Source organism: Pantoea sp. EEL5 (genome assembly GCF_049892805.1).
Lineage (GTDB): Bacteria > Pseudomonadota > Gammaproteobacteria > Enterobacterales > Enterobacteriaceae > Pantoea > Pantoea ananatis.
The window spans coordinates 330,128-347,914 of record NZ_JBNDNJ010000002.1; the positions used below are offsets into that span (position 1 = coordinate 330,128).

The window sequence follows — 17,787 nt, forward strand, 5'->3', positions numbered from 1 at the left end:
CATGACGATTCAGGACATCAGCATTGAACAAGCTTCGTATGAAGATGCGAAGCTGTTAAGAAAGGCTTTAGAAAAAGTTTACGAACCTTATACACTGAATTTCTCACCTACCGCTTTGCAGTTTACTGAAAATATCATTGCTCAGGAATCCTCGAAGTGGCTAGTCGCGAAATACAAGTCAGACATTGTGGGGGCAGTGAGATATGAACTTTATGATATTTATCTGGACTTCCATTTTCTCTGCGTCACACCACCATTCAGAAAAATGGGAGTAGGGAATGAATTATTTCATAAACTGAAGAAAATAGCGTATGAAAAAAGAAAGGATTTTATGAAGATCGTTTTGCGAGATTCGCTAAGCTATAACCGACGCTATTTTGAAAGTAAAGGATTTTACTTTTATCATAAATACCAGACAAATATGCATAGTGTATTTATTTTAAAATTAAACGGTGAAAAGCCATGAATAAAAAAGCATTGGTTATTGGGTTGAAAAGTAATATGGAAAGAGTCATCAAAGGGCTCAATGAGATAGAATTTATTATTATTGACAGAGGAACACTGGATAACGAAAGTATAGATTATATCATTAATCTTTCAGATGATTTAATGCATAAAAAATCATTCAGTTATGTTATAGCCAGTTCTGAGGATTTTATCGCTTTGGCTGGGTTATTGCGTAATCGTTATTCACTTTATGGTGAAAAATATTATAAAAGTACAATTGCAACCAATAAATTCCTGATGCGTAATTTTTGCTCAGGTTTTTTATCCTGTCCAAAGTTCTGGCTATCAGGTGAGATCATCAATTCAGAGAATCTTTTACTGTCATCCCAGAAAGATTACATCGTAAAACCTCTTACAGGTAGTTCTGCAAAACATGTCGAAACAGTCACACAGGAAGACTTAAACCAATATCTTAATGAAAATAACAAATTGATGTTAATTGAAGAAAAGGTTTTAATGAGAGATGAATATCATCTTGATTGTATAATCAAAGACGGTAATATCCTCTTTTCAACACTGTCAATTTACGACAAGCCTATACTCGAGGCAAAAAGTAAAAACAGAGCCAGTATCAACTTACCCGATGGCACACTGCTTCATGAAGATGCCTTAATACTTGCCACGAATTTGCAAAGTCATTTTGAAATGACTAATGGCGTTTTTCATATTGAAATGTATCATACTCAGGATGGATTTATACTCGGTGAGTTTGGTATCCGCCCTCCCGGAGCGGGTGTGACCGATATGTATTATATGTATAGAGGCGTCGATTTCTGGGAGGCATTTATTTATTCTCAGATTGATAAAGAATTTATTTTACCCCTAAATCATAAGTCCGATAAATATTGTGCTGCTATTGGGATATGTTCTTCTTTCCCGGTCGATGATATCAGAAGTACGTCAAAAGTATCCGTGGATAAATATGTAAATTTGCGTGAGAATGCTGCTAAACCCGCAGTTCCCAGTTCAACGTCTTTTAATCATATGATTTATGTTTCTTCATCATCCTTAGAAGAAATAAGGAATTTTTTGCATGATATTTCTGACAGACAAGAGTAAGATTCGATATGTTAAAATATGAAACCAAAAAAAACGCTTTCTTCCAGATATACAATTTTCTTTCATGCTCGGCTGAAGGGATTCAGACGGTTATATTTTTGTGGCTTATATATCATGAAACTCATAGTCCGATGCTTGTCAGTCTGACTATAGTTTCTTCATATCTTCCATCAGCCGTATTAGGATTCTTTTTCCTCAAAAAAGCTGATGCGAGCAGTCCTGGAAAACAGTTATTTATCAGTAATGTTTCTCTTAGTGCCATATCGCTAATTGTCTATTTTATTTTAATGAGAAATGAGGGTTTTGAACTAATCACGCTCAGTATCTTTTATTTGGCACAGGCCGTATTATCTGTTGTCAAAATGTTTAATAAGACATCCCAAAATCGCATTATCAGAACAGCATTCAGTAATAGTGATGCAATAAAAGCACTTCAGCTTGCCTCCTCTGGCATGCAGGCCGCTCAGGTTTTTGGCGCGGCCATAGGAGGATGGGCTATCAGTACGGGTTACTACATGCAAGCGCTCATGCTGACCTGCTGCATCTACCTTTTGAATATTTATATTTCGACACTTTTTGAGAAAGGGAATCCTGATAATAAAGACGCTGAGGTTATTGTGCAGATTCACTCTGTCACTAAGAAAAATGAATCCTTTACATATCTTTTTCGCAGTAAGGACTTTTTGTTACCCTTGATTTTTACTGTTCCATCAAGTGGAGCTTTACAATTTTTAAACACATCCCTTCCTTCATTATCTTCTCTATATGGTAATAGCGAGAAAATTTATCCAGTGCTGAATATGACTCTACAATGTGCTGTCATTATCTCGGGGATAGCAGCAGCACTCAATATGCTTTCTCTAAAGTCTTCATTACGGTTTTCTCTGTGTATTTCTGGCATCTGTCTGATTTTGATGTGTTTATCAACGAGAAATTATTATGCCGTATACTTTTTTTTATTTCTCACTTCTTTTTTTGTTTCATGGCATATGATTTCTATTAAGGTACTCACGAATCAAATGCCTGATATAGAAAATATTGGTAAATTCACAATGATGAGAAACTCAGTCGCTTCTGGTGTGAAAATTGTCTTTTCTATTTCGTCTGGTGCTTTTTTGACTTTTTACAGCATAACTACAACTTATCTAATACTTGCGATACTGCTTATTTTTTTCAATGTATTATGGGTTTATCAGAGTCGCAGTTTTAACTATGAGGATTTAGGTGATGTTAAATTTCAAAAGTGATTTTTCTGAATTTATTACTGGTTTTTATCTTAAACAGTTTACTCATTTAAATACGCAGGAAAGAGAACATGTGCTTGAAACGCTTGGCGTCACACCCAGCGCAATCAATGAGTTTATAACATCAGAAGATATTTATATTACCTTACCTCATGCAAGTATGAATGTTTTTTTTCCAAGAGCGGGGGTCTCACGTTATGTTTACGATCTACAAAATAGTAACAAAAACGCGTTCCATTTAAGGTTTTTCTTGACCCATACCAACTTTAGCGATCTGAACTGGCGCCCTTATGCATGGTGGTTTAATAACGGCGGGAAAATAGATAAACTTACCTTTTTCACACGAAATAAAAAAAAAAACATAATATCGTTTACTCGCTAAAACCAAATGAAATGCACTCTGCCTCTGTAGATCGACGTCTGCGTCATGACTTTGATACAAGTATGAAGTTTAAACGTATTTCTCTTAGCTTCATCTATATGACAGCCGTTCAAGAGGTCAATAGCGGTTTTGCACATAAAGGCCGTACCCTTTATCTCCCACTTGACGCATTTGTAGCTTTTATTATTCATCAGGCAAAAAACGATGTTATATCTTTTAATTTTTTAGAAGCTTTTTTAAGCCAGGCACAATGCAGAAGACTGAATGGCGAAGAATTGAGTTTTACCAGTGAATGGCGCGATGCATTTATCTTTGATAATTTTACAAACATTGCGCTGTTAAATTTTTTTCAGCCTGCAGCATTTGTGGGAGGCGAAAAAATGGATAACTACTGGCATCAGGTGATTGAAAAATGGAAAATGGCATTACCAAATCAATCTGAAGTTGAGTTTGCGTTACCCACTAATCTGGTCATGCCTGCCGTTCAAGAGTATATTTACCCTTATAAACCATCAAGCGATATAGCAGAACAGCTTATTAAAAATAACATCCCATACAGTCTTACCATGGCTATTCAGGAACATGATCTTTTTTCAAAGAAAGAATAATAAAACATAAACTAGAAATAACCTCTCATTTTGAAAAGGCGACATGGTTACCGGGTTGAAGGTTGTATATAAGAACCAGTTTAAAATATTTTAAAGTTACATGTCATTGCTCATTTAACATCATGCGATAACACCTCAACACTCATTGGAGCTCTATTATGCTAGATAAAAGTGCTTTTCGCCACGCAATGTCGCATCTTCCTACTGCAGTCACTATTGTAACATCAAGCGGCTCCTGCGGGGCTGCAGCATGTACAGTTTCATCCGTGTGTTCTGTCACCGACGACCCACCCACTTTACTCGTATGTATAAATCGTGCCTCCAATAACAATAGTGTTATAAGAAATAATGGCTCTTTGTATGTCAGCATTCTTTCAGGAGAGCAAAGCAACATTGCAATGCAATGTGCTAATCATCAGGTTTCAGTTGAGGAGCGCTTAGCATTATTCGACGCAGACGTTCTGGTCACGGGGTCTCCTGCTGTAGTTGATTCCGTTTGCTGTTTAGATTGTCGTGTAGATAATATTGTGGAATCAGGAACCCACTCTGTCTTCTTTTGTCAGGTTCTTTCTTCTAAAGCTTTTGTGGGGAAAGATGCGCTGGTTTATTATTGCCGGAATTATCATCGTGTATCATAAGGCACTATGCCTAAAATGCTGTAATACTGTCTTTATTTCGTGGCATAAATATTCTGAGAAAAAACAGGCCGCATCATATTCATCAGATACAATCACCAGGTGTTAATATTCTTGTTTCTACATTAAAATAGAGTTGTAAGGTGTGTTTTTTTTAGGTGTTTAAATTATACCTTCCGTGTAAATATTAATTTTTTATTTGATTTTCACTTTCATTTAAATTCTGAATTTTTGCTTCCTTTTTCCTGAACCCATTATACCTGAATCCCAATTTAAATCAGATTCGGGAACCAGGTCAGGAAGTCAGGAAGGCCGTCAGCAGGAATCAGGGGATCTTCATCAACTATGTGTCCGTAATTAAGACGAAGGTTAAGCTGAGTTTTTACGTAATGCACTATAATTTTTGCAGAAGCCGTCTAATCATAATTCAGTAACATAAGAGGATTAGTCATCCTGATGTAATGCATAGGTACGATTCCTTAATAAAAAGGGAACCTTCCCAGAGGAAAATTATTTTTTTGAAGTGAGAATCAGGCACAAAATGCCAGATGAGTAAAACAGGTGTATGGGAGTGTGATGTGAAGTAGAAAAGGACCGGTGCTCTATTTTAAAGGTTAAACGGATTTGTTACCGCCCGATAGCGTCATCTCTCAGGTAATGATGACATTTGGATGTGGTTACCCCAAGGCGTTTCTCTCAATTCACTGGAACATAGGCAGTTGTTATGATGACAACAGCTAGCATTGATATCGTATTTTTTGATAAAACTAATGCCGATTTGTGGTCATTCTGGTCGTCTTGATGTAGTATTAATTCAGGTTTGGCTTACATATTAGACACTTGTTAGTAAAGGCGATTCCAGCCAAAGGACATGTATTGACGGCTTGCCGTCAGGCTCACAGTGCATGTATTATTATATTTAAGATATCGAAACTACATACTTATTTAGTGCGAGTTAGAAATTTAAATCTGGCATTTAGTTACTCTTTATAACCATTTTAGCTATTGAGTTAGTATTTTATAAACGTTCATTTTTCTATGGATGAAATTAAAGTAGCATAACTAAAGGTGTAAAATGATGAAAAGTTTAATTATTACGTCGCATTTTAATAGTGATTTATCCTCTATGGCATGCGATGATTTTGGATTAAAAAGATCACTAATTTTCTATACTCCAAAAATAAATGAACTTAGCTTAGGTTTGAAATATGAGTACTACGATAAGATAGATTCTTACTCTGTAAGATTAATGGAGCTTGGGAATGAAATTGATTTTATATGGAGCACTTCCGGTTCTGAAATCAACTCGTTCGCTGAATTAAAAGCTGTTGAGTTGGCAGGATTAAGAAACATCTATCTAGGCATGAATGAAAATGCTTTTTCTACAGCTGCTTATAAAAGCATCACGCAAGAGTTAATGGCATTTTTGGGTGTTAGTATTCCCAAAGGGCTTCAATGTAACACAAAAAAAGAAATACATGATTTCCTTGAATATAATGGTGGAACTATAGTCTGTAAAGCTAACAATGGAGCAGGTGGTGTAAATCAATTTTATTGCCAAAGATTTGATGACATATATAAACTCCCTCATGAGGTAACTGATTGGTATGTAGAACAGTTTCTGAAAGGACTCGAGTTTTCTGTAAACGCTTATATGCTAAATGGGTTTTATATAGCCTCCCCGATAATGTTTAAAGGCGAAACTGATATTCATAGCGGGCACGCAATGGACAAATTCAGGTATATTAGCAAGCTAAAAAATAAAAGCTTAAATGAAAAAATAAATGCCATATTAAGTAAAATTAGTAATACCAATATCTTTAATGGATGGATAGAGGTTGAGTTTATAAAAACACATCAGGATTTGGTAGTTATAGAAATTAATGCGAGGTATAATGGAACAATCAGAGCTACTGGATATGCTTGTAATGAAAATTTATATCAATTGGATTTGGAAAGTAAAATTTATAATAAATTTTCTTCACAATTAAATCATGAAAACGAAGTCATTGAGATGCCAATTCATTTGAAACTTGAAACAGGTTTAAAAGAATTTGGTTTCGTCCAAAAAATGAAATCTCGAAAAACCAACACAGGAAGGGCCACAATATGGGGTGAAGATCAATGTGAACTATTAGAGAGGATCAAAAATACTGAATTAGAAATATACTCAGAAAGAATTATTCATGGCATAAATGAGAGTAAGGAGTTATTCGAAAAATATATTTAAATTTACATGTATTTGTAATATGCAGTTTTAAAATAGAAAACTATAAGTTTATTGGGGAAATAAAATAATTAACTGTATTATTTTGAGGTTGTCAAAAAAATTAGAATTAATTGATAAGTATGATGATTAATTATTATAGTAAACAGAGTGGGGTAGTAATTGATTAATTTAAAGATGGTTGCCCTCCCTGGTGTGGAATTAATTTTTTCAAAAAATGATCTATATTATTGGTTAGCTATGGTGAGACTATACGTGGTATTATATTTATTTAACTCGTAGGCAATGTTTTTGAAGGTCTGTAGATATTTAGATGTTCTGAGTTAATGGGAGTTTCGATGTTCAGAGGGGAGTTGTAATCTGCCTCAATGTTACTTCGCATTGATAAATATCATGTGTCTACGAATTGATGCCAATAATTGTTCATTTTGCCTCCCACAAATGCAGTTGGTATAAAAAGAGTTTAAAAGAACAATGTTTGTGATGTTATCAAAATTAAATGCTTCTTGCCATTAATAAGTTAGACTTAGCTCTTAACCATCAATTCTTCTGCAGCAAGCACTTTTTAAAAATTCATTTAAGATTTAATAATAGATAGTATCATATTTAGCTGTCAGCATCACGTCAAAGCGGACCATTCAACTTTAGAGATCTTTCGGCATAATAATTATTTTACCGGAGGAGATTGTCATGCGCAAAGCCCGATTCATCGAACACCAGATCTTTGCCGTTCTGAAGTCCGTGAAAGATGTCTGCCGCGAAGTCGGAATTTCAGAGGCCTGTGATATCAAAAACATGAAAGACCTCGAAAATGTAAACCGCCGGCTAAAACCGATGTTTGCGGACCTGAGTCTCGAGTGTCGGCATTGAAAGACGTTATTTAAAATAAATGTTAAAACCAGCGATAAAGCGTCAGGTAGTCAGCTGTCTGACCGCGCAGTTTGCTATGAGATGACGTCATGCCTGCAGGATATTTTCGCTGAGCAGGACGGTATTTCGATATCAGCCGGATACGCGACGTGATGAGCCGGCCATTATGGCACTGACCGTGACGGCTGAACGCTATCCGCGATAAGGCTTTAAAAGCTTTTTCAGGTGCTGCGCATGCAGGGCAATAGCTGGAACCATAAGCGCGTTTACCGGATTTATTGCCTGCTGAACCTGAATTTTCGCCATAAGGGAAAACAGCGCTTTGCCGGTGAGTAATCCAGGCTCGCTGCCTACGCCAGAGGCAATGAACCAGAGCGGGTCCATCTATTTTATGCACGATGCGCTGGTATGCGGAAGACGCTTCCGGACCTAAAATGGGTTGGGTGATTTTAACAGCGAAGTACTGGCGTTCGAATTGACCTGAATATCACAGCCCAACGTGTCATCAGGGGACTGGACAGGATAGTGGCGAACCGCGGATATCCGCTGAGGGTGCGGATATGGTTAATTGCCTGGAGCGGGTCTCGCTGAGCTGGCACAATGGGCAGAAGAGCATGGTGTGATGCCAGAGTTTATCAGGCCTGGCAAGCTAACGCATAATGCCTTTGTCGAGCGATTCTGCGGGACGTACTGGACAGAAATACTGGGTTTTTATCTGTTCAGAACCCTGAATGAAGCACAGGAAATTCTAGAGCGCTGGCTGATGGAATATAAAAGCGAGCGCCCTCATGAATCCCTGAATAACCTGACGCCGGAAGAATACCGGCTGATAACTGAAAACCCGGAAATCTCAAAAAGTGCGTGGAACTAAAAAGGTGTACTTACAAGGGAGGAAGCCCGTAGCGATTTTTTTGATTACATCGAAATGTTCTATAACAGTAAGCGTCGGCATGGTTCGAGCGATCAGATGTCACCGACAGAATATGAAAACCAGTATTATCAACGGCTCAGAAGTGTCTGGATTATCCGTGGCGATTCATAGTGGTAAACTTGTTAAAAAAACTTTAAAAGAATATTAAAGTGAATCTTATTAATTTCTCTATGCTTGTGCTTATTATAGTCACTTCTTATCTCTTGAGAGATTTTTTTTAATTTTTAGATGTTATATTCAAACCCAGAAAAATAATCAGTTAAAATAAAAAACCTCTCCACATCAACTTTATACTCGCCTTCACTAAATATGACTTTCATTATATAAGTAGAGTCATCAAATTTATAAAGAGTGAAGTCCTATGGATTAATTGCAACTTTTACTGCACTCATTATAAATCCTCACCTGTCTAAAGCCATTTAGCTATGTAATCTTTACTTTTAACCATACCCTCTTTATTAACTACTGCTTCGAGATCACTTTGGGGTAATTTTACTCTACGTATCCATTATTCGTCAGCACTGTAGTAGTCAACTAAAACTGGCAACCGCATAAGCATTTATCTCTGGCAGCTGAAACATTGGCTGGTTGTTGAGACAACAATAATAATGCCGTTAAAGCGAAATAACTCCAACCTAAATTCCCCCCTTCGGCTCAATGCCCCTTACCTTAAGCTCTTTCCGCAGTACCCGCTTTATCCACGTCGCCAGGTTGACGTCACCATCCTCACACGCCTGTTCTTCGAGCTGCGTCCGAAACTCGTGAGAAAGTCGGATTTGGTACTGATTTGTTTTGGTCTTTTCCTTAGAGATTGTCATCCCATCATCCTTGTTATGAGAGAGGTACACACTTCAATGACTGGGCATGATGCAACAAAAAGAGTGAAGCCCGGTCATGCTGAAATCGAACCGAGTTGCTGACCACACCGTAAAGATGAACCATGCGCCATAACGTGTAAATGATTAAGGTTGCCATGACGAACAGCGGAAATCTGACATGGATGACAAAAATGGGAATCTCTTTCCAAAAACATGCTGTCTGTTCATCACGATGATAAAATCCGTCAGGTGCACAACCCTGTGCACCTGTGCTCTCAGGTCACCCGCTTCTGGCTTCGCAGCAGCGCCAGGCCGCTCAGCACCGACATCGCCATCAGGTAATAGCCGGGAGCCAGGCTGGTGCCGGTGGCGGTGATCAACAGCGTGCAGATCAGCGGCGCAAATCCGCCAAATACCGTCACCGCCACGTTATAGCTGATCGCCATGCCGCTGGCGCGCGTGCCCATAGGAAACAGATCGGCCATGACCGAGGGTACCGTGGAGAAGTAAATCGACTTGAGCAACGCCATCCAGCAGACCAGCACGATCAGCGTGGTGGGCGTGGTGTGATTCACCACCAGCTTAAAGGCAGGGTAGATGGTGACAATCAGTAAAATCAGCGATCCCCACATCAGCGGAACCCGGCCCACGCGCTCTGCCCACAGGCCCATAATCGGCGTCACCACGGTCAGGATCACCCCCGCCAGCAAGGTGGCGGTAAAGGCCACAGAGCCGGGCAGGTGGAGATTGTGGGTGGCGTAGGTCGGCACATAGTTGAGCATGTAGTTAACCGCCGTAGAGATCACCATCAGGCCAATCGCCAGCAGCATCAGCTCTTTCTGACGACCAAACAGGCGCTTAAGCGGGGCGACTTCAGGCTGCCGGGTGGCGAAGCTGGCAGGTTCATGTACGTGGCGGCGAATATAGATCCCCAGCGGGCCGATCAGCAGACCAAAGGCAAAAGGAATGCGCCAGCCCCAGTCCTGGATCTCGCTTTCCGTCAGGATTTTCGTTAATCCCAGACCAAAGGCCGATGCCATCAGGGTACTTGCCCCTTGCGTGGCGAACTGCCAGCTGGCGATAAAGGCTTTGCGCTCGGGAAAATGCTCGACCAGAAACGCCGTCGAGCTACCAAATTCGCCACCGGCAGAGAAGCCTTGTATCAGACGCGCCAGCAGAATCAATAAGGGCGCAGCCAGACCAATGTGTTCGTAGCCCGGCATAAACGTAATGATGGCACCGCCCAGCATCATCAGATTGATGGAGAGCAGTAGCGCTTTTTTACGCCCGTGGCGATCGGCATAGTTACCCAACACAATCGCGCCCAATGGCCGGATCAGGAAGGAGACACCGAAACTGCCGAAGGTCAGCAGCATAGAAACGGACGGATCGCTGGTCGGGAAAAACGCATGGGCAATATAGCTGGCAAAAAAGCCGTAAACCGCAATATCAAACCACTCCAGCGCGTTACCGATGCAGGTGGCGAAAAGGGTTTTATGCAGGCTGGGTTTATTCGCGTGCAGCGGTGCAGCGGTGTTGAGCGTGCTCATGCGGCACCTCCGGCATGTTGACGATGCTTCGCCACCAGTTCGCGGCCTTGCTCGCCTAAGTCCCATAACAGTCGGGTCATGATTTGCAGACCTTCACGCGCAATCGACTTCAGCATATGTTCGTTCACCCCGTGTTGGCCGCAGGCGGGATAGGAGTGCGGCACCCACAATGTGGGCAAGCCGAGGATGTCGGAAAACACCTCGTTGGGCAGCGAACCGCCCAGGTTGGGCAGCAGAGCCGGTTTCTTACCGCTGGTTTCGGCGATGCTGGCCAGCACCCAGTCGACCAGCGGATCGGTGGGATCAAGGCGGGTTGCCGGCGATCCGCGCAGGAACTCGACCTTCACATAGCCAAAGCCGTGCTGCGTCAGATGTTCGCTGACGTGCTGCGCCAGCTTTTCCCAGTCGGTGCCCACCACAAAGCGCAACTGACAGACGGCCGTTGCCTCACCTGGAATGGCGTTCATCGGGCGCGCAGGATTGCCGGTCAGGAAGGCCAGCACTTCAAGCGTATTCCAGCCGTACAGGCGTTCCGTTGGCGTTAATGCGGGTTCGCCCCAGTTCGGATCGATCTCGGGATCGCCCGGCATCCCGCCAACGTTGATCTGGCTGAGAATGTCACGTACCTGCGGCGTCAGTGAGTCAGGCTTCAGTGCTTCCACCTGAAGTACACCCTGTGCGTTAACCAGCGCGGCAATGGCGTTGGCCAGCTGCGTGCCGGGATTGCTCAGCAAACCGCCCCAGTTGCCAGAGTGATAGGCGTTGTCACGGGCCGTCACCGTCAGGCGGAAATTCACGGCACCGCGCGATCCCAGAAACAGGGTAGGTTGCACCGCATTCAGGCGCGGGCCATCCGAGGCGATAAACAGATCGGCTTTCAGCAGATCGCCGTGCTGCCGGCACAGCTGCGCCAGGCCGGGTGAGCTGATCTCTTCGCCCATCTCAAACAGCAGCTTACAGTTGAAGCCCAGACGTCCGCCGCGTGCGAGAAACACCTGTTCCAGCGCGGCCAGATTTACGCAGTGCTGACCTTTGTTATCTGCGCTGCCACGGGCGTACCAGCGATCGCCCTCTTCAACAAGCTGCCAGGGCATTAATCCTTCACGCCAGTTTTCATCATCGCCGAACACCACATCGCCATGGCCGTAACTCAGCAGCGTAGGGAGCGCAGGATCTTCGATGCGCACCGCCACCAGAAAAGGACGATGGGCCGCTTCGGCGTTTTCGATGAAGTGGAGGGTGAAACCCAACACACTTAGCTGTGGGCCGATTTCGTCGTGTAAATAGTGGTGTAATTCACTGTCGCGATCCTGGCGCTGGCTCTCGGTTCGCTGCGAAACGCGGCGCGCCAGAACCCGCTGAAATTCCCCACTGTCGAACCAGGCGGTGGCCTGGTCTACCGCTTGTTGGGCTGTCATGTTTGCTCGTCTTTTATTCGTATTATGGTTTTCCCATCATTTCCGAAACGCTGCTTTGCCACAATTATCAATTTATCGAGTAAGATTTGCTTTTAAAGCAAAGCTTCCTGCCCGTTTTCGAGGCATGCACCAGCAAAAGGCGTTCGCATGATCAGTAATGAAATCCGCTATTTTCTTGCCGTCGCCAATGCCGGATCGCTCAGTGCGGCAAGCGAGCAGCTGTTTATTGCGGTATCGGCGATCAGTCGTCAAATTCAGCGGCTGGAGGCGCAGGTGGGCGTGCCGCTGTTTGATCGCCACGCGCGCGGCATGGTGCTGAATGAAGCCGGGGAAATTTTTGCCCATCACGTGCGCAAAAATATGCTGGATATGGAATACGCGCTGGCGGAAATCAAAGGGCTGAAAGCAGTACGCCGCACCCTGATTCGGCTGGTCTGTACCGATGGCCTGGCCTTCACGTTGCTGCCCCGCATGATCGCCGCATTTCGGGAGAATAATCCCGGCATCCTTTTTGAGATCAAGGTCGCCAGCCCACAGGGCGTATCAGAACTGATACGTAATGGCGACTGCGACCTGGCGCTGCAGTTCAGCCTGCACGCTGAGCACGGGGTTGAGATCCTCGGTTCCTGGCCTGCACCGGTGCTGTTAGTCATGCATCAGGGTCATCCACTGGCCAGCGCGCCGCAGGTAACGCTCAGCGATATCAGCCACTATCCACTGGCACTGCCGCAGCAAAACACCACGGTACGACAGCTGTTCGAGCTGGCAAGCCATATGAGCGGCAATCTGATTGAACCGGTCGTGACCTGCGACAATTTCTCAACCCTGTTCCAGTTCCTGCTGCATACGCCATTAGCCGTCACCATTTGCAGTGCGTTCAGCGTGATACAGGAAGCCGAAGCGCACGGACTGGTTTTGCGATCCGTCGGCATCGATCAATTAAGCCAGCGCAATCTGCAGTTGCAGGTGCCTTCCGGCCGGCCGCGTAGTGCCGCGCTGGAGGTATTTTTAGCGTTTGCGCGGCAGCAACTGAACGCGCTGGACGAGTCGCTGACCATACAACCCGACCGTTAGCCCGATAATAATCAACAGCAGAGCAAGCATTTTTTGCGGTGAGATATGCTCGCCGAATATCATCATGGAACCTAAAATCCCGAAGACCGGCACCAGTAGTGAAAGCGGTGCGACTGTGGAAACCGGATACTGCTTGAGTAACGAATTCCATATCCAGTAGCCGAAAAGTGTATTGGGATAGACCTGGAACAAAACAGACAACAACGCGCGGTTGTCCATGTGGCTAAACATCTCTGTAAAGCCGCTGCTACCGTTAACCAGCCAGTCCAGGCCAAAAAGCGGTAGCGGCGAAAATGCGCTCGACCATACCAGAAAGGCGAATACCTGTTTTGTGCCTGCCTTTTTAATAATGATGTTGGCGACGCTCCAGGCAAGCGCACCGGCCATGACCAGCAGCATACCGCTCAGTGTAACCGAGCCATCCGTTACAAAAACAATGCTCAGTAAACCCGCACAGGCGATAACAAAACCGGTGATTTGATAGCGACTGAGGCGCTCCCGGAATATCAGGCTGCCCAGCAATAAGGTAAAAAAAGCGCTGAACTGCAGCGCAAGCGATGCTATCCCGGCAGACAAGCCTGTTTTGATTCCCAGATTGACCAGCCCCCACAAGCCGATGCCAAAAATCAGGCCGTAACCGATGAGGTAACGCCACGGCACATCGGGCTTTTTGATAAAAAAAAGGGCAGGCAGGGCACTCAGCGTGAAGCGAATGGCTGCCAGTATGAAGGGATCGATAGTGTGCAGGCCAAGTTTAATGACGGAAAAGTTTACGCCCCAGATTGCGGTAACCAGGATGGCGAGCAGAAGATGTGGGTATTTCATGATTAACGGGATCCTGACCAGATAAGAAAGGCACACGCGCTGACCGAGGCACCGGCAAGGCAGACGGCCTGCCATCCCCAGTAGGCATACAGTTGCGTTGCAATGAGGGCGCCTGCTGCGCTGCCCAGCGAATAAAAACACATATAAGCACCGACCAGACGGCTTGCTGCTGCGGGTCTGGCTGCAATGATGAGGCTCTGACTGGAGACATGAACGGCCTGCACCGCAAAGTCCAGCGCGATGATGCCTGCCACCAGCCAGCACAAAGAGTTTTCGACATATGCGACAGGCAGCCATGAGAACACCAATAGTGCCAGTGCTAACCCTGTTGTGCGTTGGGCAAATCCTCTGTCAGCCCACTTGCCCGCGCGTGATGCCGCGAGCACGCCAGCCATTCCGGCTAAGCCAAACATACCTGTCTGGGTATGTGTCAGGGAAAGTGCCGTAAGTGGCATTACCATGGTTGTCCACAGCATGCTGAAAGCCGCGAAGATCAGGAGCGCAATCATCCCACGTTTTCGCAGTTGAGGTTCCGTGATAAACAACCGAAAAACCGACTTCAGCAGGGAGAGGTAACTGGGCCTGCAGGGCCGTGGCGGGGGCGATGGCATCACTTTCCAGACGAAACAGGTAATCAGCAACATCAGGCAGGCAGAGGTGAGATAAACAGCCCGCCAGCCGGCGATATCGGCAATGGCGCCTGAGATAAAACGGGATAACAGGATGCCTGTAACAATTCCGCTGGTCAGGGTGCCAATCACCTGGCCTCGTTTTTGTGGTGTCGCCAGTCTCGCTGCCCACGCTACGATAAGCTGCACCACCACGGCCATCAGGCCAATAACCAGCACGGCGCAGAGCAGGACCGTGACACTGCGTGATAACCCCGCCATAACTAACGCCACAACGGAGAATAACAACTGCGTCATCACTACGCGTTTAGGGTTCATCCAGTCCCCGAGCGGCACCAGAAAAAGCAAGCCGATGGCATAGCCCGCCTGTGTGGCAGTAACAATGCTGCCGATCATAGCGGGCGAGACTTTCAGGCTTGTCGCCATCGACTGGAGTAACGGTTGCGCAGAATACACATTGGCTACCGCCAGTGCACAGGTCAATGAAAATAGCATCGTCATCCCTGAACTCAGCGCAGTGACACTGGTCGATGCGATTTTCGTTCCGTCATTGCGACACGTACTTGCCTTACCTGCCATAAGGTGCCTTTATTCTGGTTTCTTTTTAAAACTAGGTTGCTTATAGAAGTAACAAGAGTGGTTTTTTTTTGCAACTGTTAAATGCGGGGATTAAGCTTACATCAGTAGACAGACTGACAGGGAGAACACCCATGGCAAAACAGGAATCGCTAAGAACCAGCGAATGTCCCGTTGCGCGGACGCTGGAATCGATTGGTGAGCGCTGGTGCATGATGATTATCCGCGAGGCATTTGATGATGTGCGGAGATTCAGCGAGTTTCAAAAAAACCTGGGGCTTGCCAAAAACATCCTGGCTTCGCGCCTGAAACATCTGGTCGATATCGGCGTGTTCGACATTTTGCCAGCATCGGATGGCAGCGCCTACAGGGAATACGTCCTGACGGAAAAGGGGCGTTCCGTTTTCCCCATTGTTGTGGCGATGCGGCAATGGGGAGAGCGTTATATGTTTGAACAAGGGGAAACCTATTCTGTTCTGCTTGATAACGAACAGGGTAAGCCGGTTCAGTTTTTGGATGTGCGCTCCTCTCAGGGAAACAAACTGCAACCGGGCGACTGCCACCGCAGGCGCGTCGTTTCTGATAAAACCGCCGGGTGAATTGCTGAAATACCCGCAGTAAAAGGATGCAAAGCGCCTGAAGGTTATGGCGCAGCCTTTGATGGCTAACAGCTCGCTTACAAGGGGGCTATACCGCGCCGTGGTCACACCATGATATCTCTCGTTAGATAGTGTAAAGGACGTAAAAGGCTGTAAACAGGCGCGTTTTTTACCTGTGACACGCTTATCATTCCTGCTATGCGTTACTGTCACTCTGACGGTCATATGCCGATATAACAGAGAGCGGTGCACATACTGACCTGAACATTCATCTGCAAAGGAGAACCACCATGGATTCTTTCTTTCCTGAGGATGTCATTGATACCCTCAGTAAAACGTTCTGGCAGCGCGTCAGTGCGATGAAAGGGCTTATCGAACGTCACCAGAGTTTTCGCCTGCTGTGGTTTGGCGAGGCGCTGAAGCGTAACCGTAACTGGAAGGACATCACTGCCGAACAGGCCGTTAATCGGGCGATTAGCGAAAGTCATGGGCTGCCGCTGTCCGACGTTAAAAAAATGACGATTGCCCAGAAGTGGGTGGCGCTGGTGCCGGTGAGAAAAGCGCTTTATTCCCGCCCGGATGGCAAAGCGTTTCAGTGGCTGGTGGAAAAGAAACTGGACGAGCTTGATCGTCCTTGTCGCTTTTCGGCCTAACGGCTTTCCCCTAAATGAGTCCGTAGGGAGAACACCGATGCTTAGCACAGCGCCTGACGGTAATTAATAACGCCCCGGATATCAGCCTGTCTCTGTATCCGGGGCGGTTATACTGCATGACGCCTCAGATGGTGGCGCAAAAGGTGATCAATATTCGTCATGCCCCGCGCAGCGTTGAGATGACGGTTTACTGACTGGAACGCGATCATCCACGGGGCATCGTCAGATAACATTGAGCACTATCATCCCTTAAACGTCCTCATTACGGCACAGGCGATTACCAACTCTTAAGCGCCTGTGCCGTTAGCGGCTTTTTGAAACGAAAACGGCATGGTCGGCCGTATGGCGATTTTCATCATCAAGCCAGCCCTTAAGATCATGCTCGATCTGCTCCAGGCTTCTGTTACGGGTTTCCGGCACGCATTTGATGCCAAAAATGGCACCAAAGAGTCCAATGGCGGCGAAAATAAAGAACGTACTCGCCAGACCGACCCAGACAAGAAGAAGAGGGAAGAAAAGAGAGATCAGGAAGTTCGCTATCCACATGGCGAATACGGCACCGCCCATAAAGATGCCACGCAGTCGCGTCGGAAATATCTCTGACAATAACAACCATGTCACGGTTGATAAGGCACCCTGCTGGAAACTGAGAAACATCAGCATGCCCGCCAGTACCCTATAAGGCCGTAGCGCATCTGGCTGACCATTAACCGTTTCAGGCAGCAGATAGCTCACCATACCGATAAAGATTAGGCAGGCGGTGCAACCAAACTGTCCCGTCATCACCATGGTTCGGCAACCCACTTTACCCAGCATCCAGATCCTAACGAACGTCATCAGGACGGACACCACGCCATTGGCGATGGTGGCAAAAAGCGCGGCGTTATACTACATACCGACTGACTCCAGCACGGTGGGGGCATAATACATAATGGTGTTAACGCCGGTTAGCTGCTGGATGGCTGATCTCCACTAATAACCTAACCCGCGATAATCAGGTACTGGCCTGACACCGGCAAAAGATTCACACCTGACTGTCGCTGTCCTCGCAGGGTGCTTAAGGGCATTTAAATGAAATGAAATTTCCATTTCATCAGGGATGCATTTTTTCACGTGAACCTGCCCATTCTTGTCAGGAAAAGAATAATGAACAGTTAGTTGTTAATTAAGAGAAATGGTGGG

14 protein-coding genes and 3 pseudogenes are annotated in these 17,787 nt (G+C 45.3%); 12 read left to right on the forward strand and 5 right to left on the reverse strand.

What is annotated here, in order from left to right:
* Position 1 precedes the first annotated feature (1 nt).
* From ACPXSQ_RS13125 to ACPXSQ_RS13165, 9 genes and pseudogenes are all read left to right on the forward strand, one after another.
* The gene (locus tag ACPXSQ_RS13125) at positions 2–466 is read left to right on the forward strand and encodes a GNAT family N-acetyltransferase (protein WP_158279691.1); all 465 of its coding nucleotides are present in this window, start codon (positions 2–4) and stop codon (positions 464–466) included.
* The gene (locus tag ACPXSQ_RS13130; RefSeq protein ID WP_426144004.1) at positions 463–1,566 is read left to right on the forward strand and encodes an ATP-grasp domain-containing protein; all 1,104 of its coding nucleotides are present in this window, start codon (positions 463–465) and stop codon (positions 1,564–1,566) included. The genes ACPXSQ_RS13125 and ACPXSQ_RS13130 overlap by 4 nt, the downstream gene beginning before the upstream one ends.
* 8 nt (positions 1,567–1,574) lie before the next feature.
* Positions 1,575–2,813: an MFS transporter gene (locus ACPXSQ_RS13135; protein ID WP_028715789.1), complete on the forward strand. Its 1,239-nt coding sequence runs from the start codon at positions 1,575–1,577 to the stop codon at positions 2,811–2,813.
* Positions 2,794–3,192: a hypothetical protein gene (locus tag ACPXSQ_RS13140; RefSeq protein ID WP_426144006.1), complete on the forward strand. Its 399-nt coding sequence runs from the start codon at positions 2,794–2,796 to the stop codon at positions 3,190–3,192. Before ACPXSQ_RS13135 ends, ACPXSQ_RS13140 begins: the two co-directional genes overlap by 20 nt.
* Before the next feature lie 62 nt (positions 3,193–3,254).
* On the forward strand, positions 3,255–3,800 hold the full coding sequence (locus ACPXSQ_RS13145; RefSeq protein WP_228225544.1) for a hypothetical protein: 546 nt from the start codon (positions 3,255–3,257) through the stop codon (positions 3,798–3,800).
* A 158-nt stretch (positions 3,801–3,958) separates the two neighbouring features.
* Positions 3,959–4,438, forward strand: a complete 480-nt coding sequence (locus ACPXSQ_RS13150) for a flavin reductase (protein ID WP_250331171.1) — start codon at positions 3,959–3,961, stop codon at positions 4,436–4,438.
* Positions 4,439–5,510: 1,072 nt separating this feature from the next.
* Complete coding sequence (locus ACPXSQ_RS13155) at positions 5,511–6,665, forward strand: ATP-grasp domain-containing protein (protein WP_426144009.1); 1,155 nt, start codon at positions 5,511–5,513, stop codon at positions 6,663–6,665.
* Positions 6,666–7,352: 687 nt separating this feature from the next.
* Positions 7,353–8,403, forward strand: a pseudogene (locus tag ACPXSQ_RS13160) (IS3 family transposase).
* Positions 8,404–8,415: 12 nt separating this feature from the next.
* A pseudogene (locus ACPXSQ_RS13165) lies at positions 8,416–8,574 on the forward strand (IS3 family transposase); the annotation flags it as partial.
* A 982-nt stretch (positions 8,575–9,556) separates the two neighbouring features.
* On the opposite strand, the gene ACPXSQ_RS13170 reads toward ACPXSQ_RS13165, so the two are convergent.
* Together ACPXSQ_RS13170 and ACPXSQ_RS13175 are read right to left on the reverse strand one after the other, a co-directional pair.
* Positions 9,557–10,831, reverse strand: a complete 1,275-nt coding sequence (locus tag ACPXSQ_RS13170) for an MFS transporter (RefSeq protein WP_028715786.1) — start codon at positions 10,829–10,831, stop codon at positions 9,557–9,559.
* Positions 10,828–12,249: a M20 family metallopeptidase gene (locus ACPXSQ_RS13175; protein ID WP_028715785.1), complete on the reverse strand. Its 1,422-nt coding sequence runs from the start codon at positions 12,247–12,249 to the stop codon at positions 10,828–10,830. The genes ACPXSQ_RS13170 and ACPXSQ_RS13175 overlap by 4 nt, the downstream gene beginning before the upstream one ends.
* 147 nt (positions 12,250–12,396) lie before the next feature.
* On the opposite strand from ACPXSQ_RS13175, the gene ACPXSQ_RS13180 reads away from it, so the two are divergent.
* On the forward strand, positions 12,397–13,323 hold the full coding sequence (locus ACPXSQ_RS13180) for a LysR family transcriptional regulator (protein WP_013027144.1): 927 nt from the start codon (positions 12,397–12,399) through the stop codon (positions 13,321–13,323).
* On the opposite strand, the gene ACPXSQ_RS13185 is transcribed toward ACPXSQ_RS13180, so the two are convergent.
* Positions 13,258–14,148 (reverse strand): EamA family transporter, encoded by an 891-nt coding sequence (locus ACPXSQ_RS13185; RefSeq protein WP_014605084.1) that lies wholly within the window; start codon positions 14,146–14,148, stop codon positions 13,258–13,260. The two genes, ACPXSQ_RS13180 and ACPXSQ_RS13185, sit on opposite strands and share 66 nt — an antisense overlap.
* A 2-nt stretch (positions 14,149–14,150) precedes the next feature.
* Positions 14,151–15,278 (reverse strand): MFS transporter, encoded by a 1,128-nt coding sequence (locus tag ACPXSQ_RS13190; protein WP_161610951.1) that lies wholly within the window; start codon positions 15,276–15,278, stop codon positions 14,151–14,153.
* Positions 15,279–15,487: 209 nt separating this feature from the next.
* Here ACPXSQ_RS13190 and ACPXSQ_RS13195 point away from each other — a divergent pair, with 209 nt between their 5' ends.
* Positions 15,488–15,952 carry a winged helix-turn-helix transcriptional regulator gene (locus tag ACPXSQ_RS13195; RefSeq protein ID WP_014594538.1) on the forward strand — a complete coding sequence of 155 codons (465 nt, stop codon included), beginning with the start codon at positions 15,488–15,490 and terminating at the stop codon, positions 15,950–15,952.
* 290 nt (positions 15,953–16,242) lie between these two features.
* Positions 16,243–16,605 carry a hypothetical protein gene (locus tag ACPXSQ_RS13200; protein ID WP_014605086.1) on the forward strand — a complete coding sequence of 121 codons (363 nt, stop codon included), beginning with the start codon at positions 16,243–16,245 and terminating at the stop codon, positions 16,603–16,605.
* Between the two features lie 303 nt (positions 16,606–16,908).
* Here the strand turns inward: ACPXSQ_RS13200 and ACPXSQ_RS13205 are convergent.
* Positions 16,909–17,571, reverse strand: a pseudogene (locus ACPXSQ_RS13205) (MFS transporter); the annotation flags it as partial.
* Positions 17,572–17,787 lie beyond the last annotated feature (216 nt).

Coding starts and splice junctions, on each gene's coding strand:
- ACPXSQ_RS13190 (WP_161610951.1), bottom strand. CDS start 15,278: ATGACGATGCTATTTTCATTGACCTGTGCACTGGCGGTAGCCAATGTG.
- ACPXSQ_RS13200 (WP_014605086.1), top strand. CDS start 16,243: ATGGATTCTTTCTTTCCTGAGGATGTCATTGATACCCTCAGTAAAACG.
- ACPXSQ_RS13145 (WP_228225544.1), top strand. CDS start 3,255: ATGAAGTTTAAACGTATTTCTCTTAGCTTCATCTATATGACAGCCGTT.
- ACPXSQ_RS13155 (WP_426144009.1), top strand. CDS start 5,511: ATGATGAAAAGTTTAATTATTACGTCGCATTTTAATAGTGATTTATCC.
- ACPXSQ_RS13130 (WP_426144004.1), top strand. CDS start 463: ATGAATAAAAAAGCATTGGTTATTGGGTTGAAAAGTAATATGGAAAGA.
- ACPXSQ_RS13175 (WP_028715785.1), bottom strand. CDS start 12,249: ATGACAGCCCAACAAGCGGTAGACCAGGCCACCGCCTGGTTCGACAGT.
- ACPXSQ_RS13195 (WP_014594538.1), top strand. CDS start 15,488: ATGGCAAAACAGGAATCGCTAAGAACCAGCGAATGTCCCGTTGCGCGG.
- ACPXSQ_RS13170 (WP_028715786.1), bottom strand. CDS start 10,831: ATGAGCACGCTCAACACCGCTGCACCGCTGCACGCGAATAAACCCAGC.
- ACPXSQ_RS13125 (WP_158279691.1), top strand. CDS start 2: ATGACGATTCAGGACATCAGCATTGAACAAGCTTCGTATGAAGATGCG.
- ACPXSQ_RS13185 (WP_014605084.1), bottom strand. CDS start 14,148: ATGAAATACCCACATCTTCTGCTCGCCATCCTGGTTACCGCAATCTGG.
- ACPXSQ_RS13180 (WP_013027144.1), top strand. CDS start 12,397: ATGATCAGTAATGAAATCCGCTATTTTCTTGCCGTCGCCAATGCCGGA.
- ACPXSQ_RS13150 (WP_250331171.1), top strand. CDS start 3,959: ATGCTAGATAAAAGTGCTTTTCGCCACGCAATGTCGCATCTTCCTACT.
- ACPXSQ_RS13140 (WP_426144006.1), top strand. CDS start 2,794: ATGTTAAATTTCAAAAGTGATTTTTCTGAATTTATTACTGGTTTTTAT.
- ACPXSQ_RS13135 (WP_028715789.1), top strand. CDS start 1,575: ATGTTAAAATATGAAACCAAAAAAAACGCTTTCTTCCAGATATACAAT.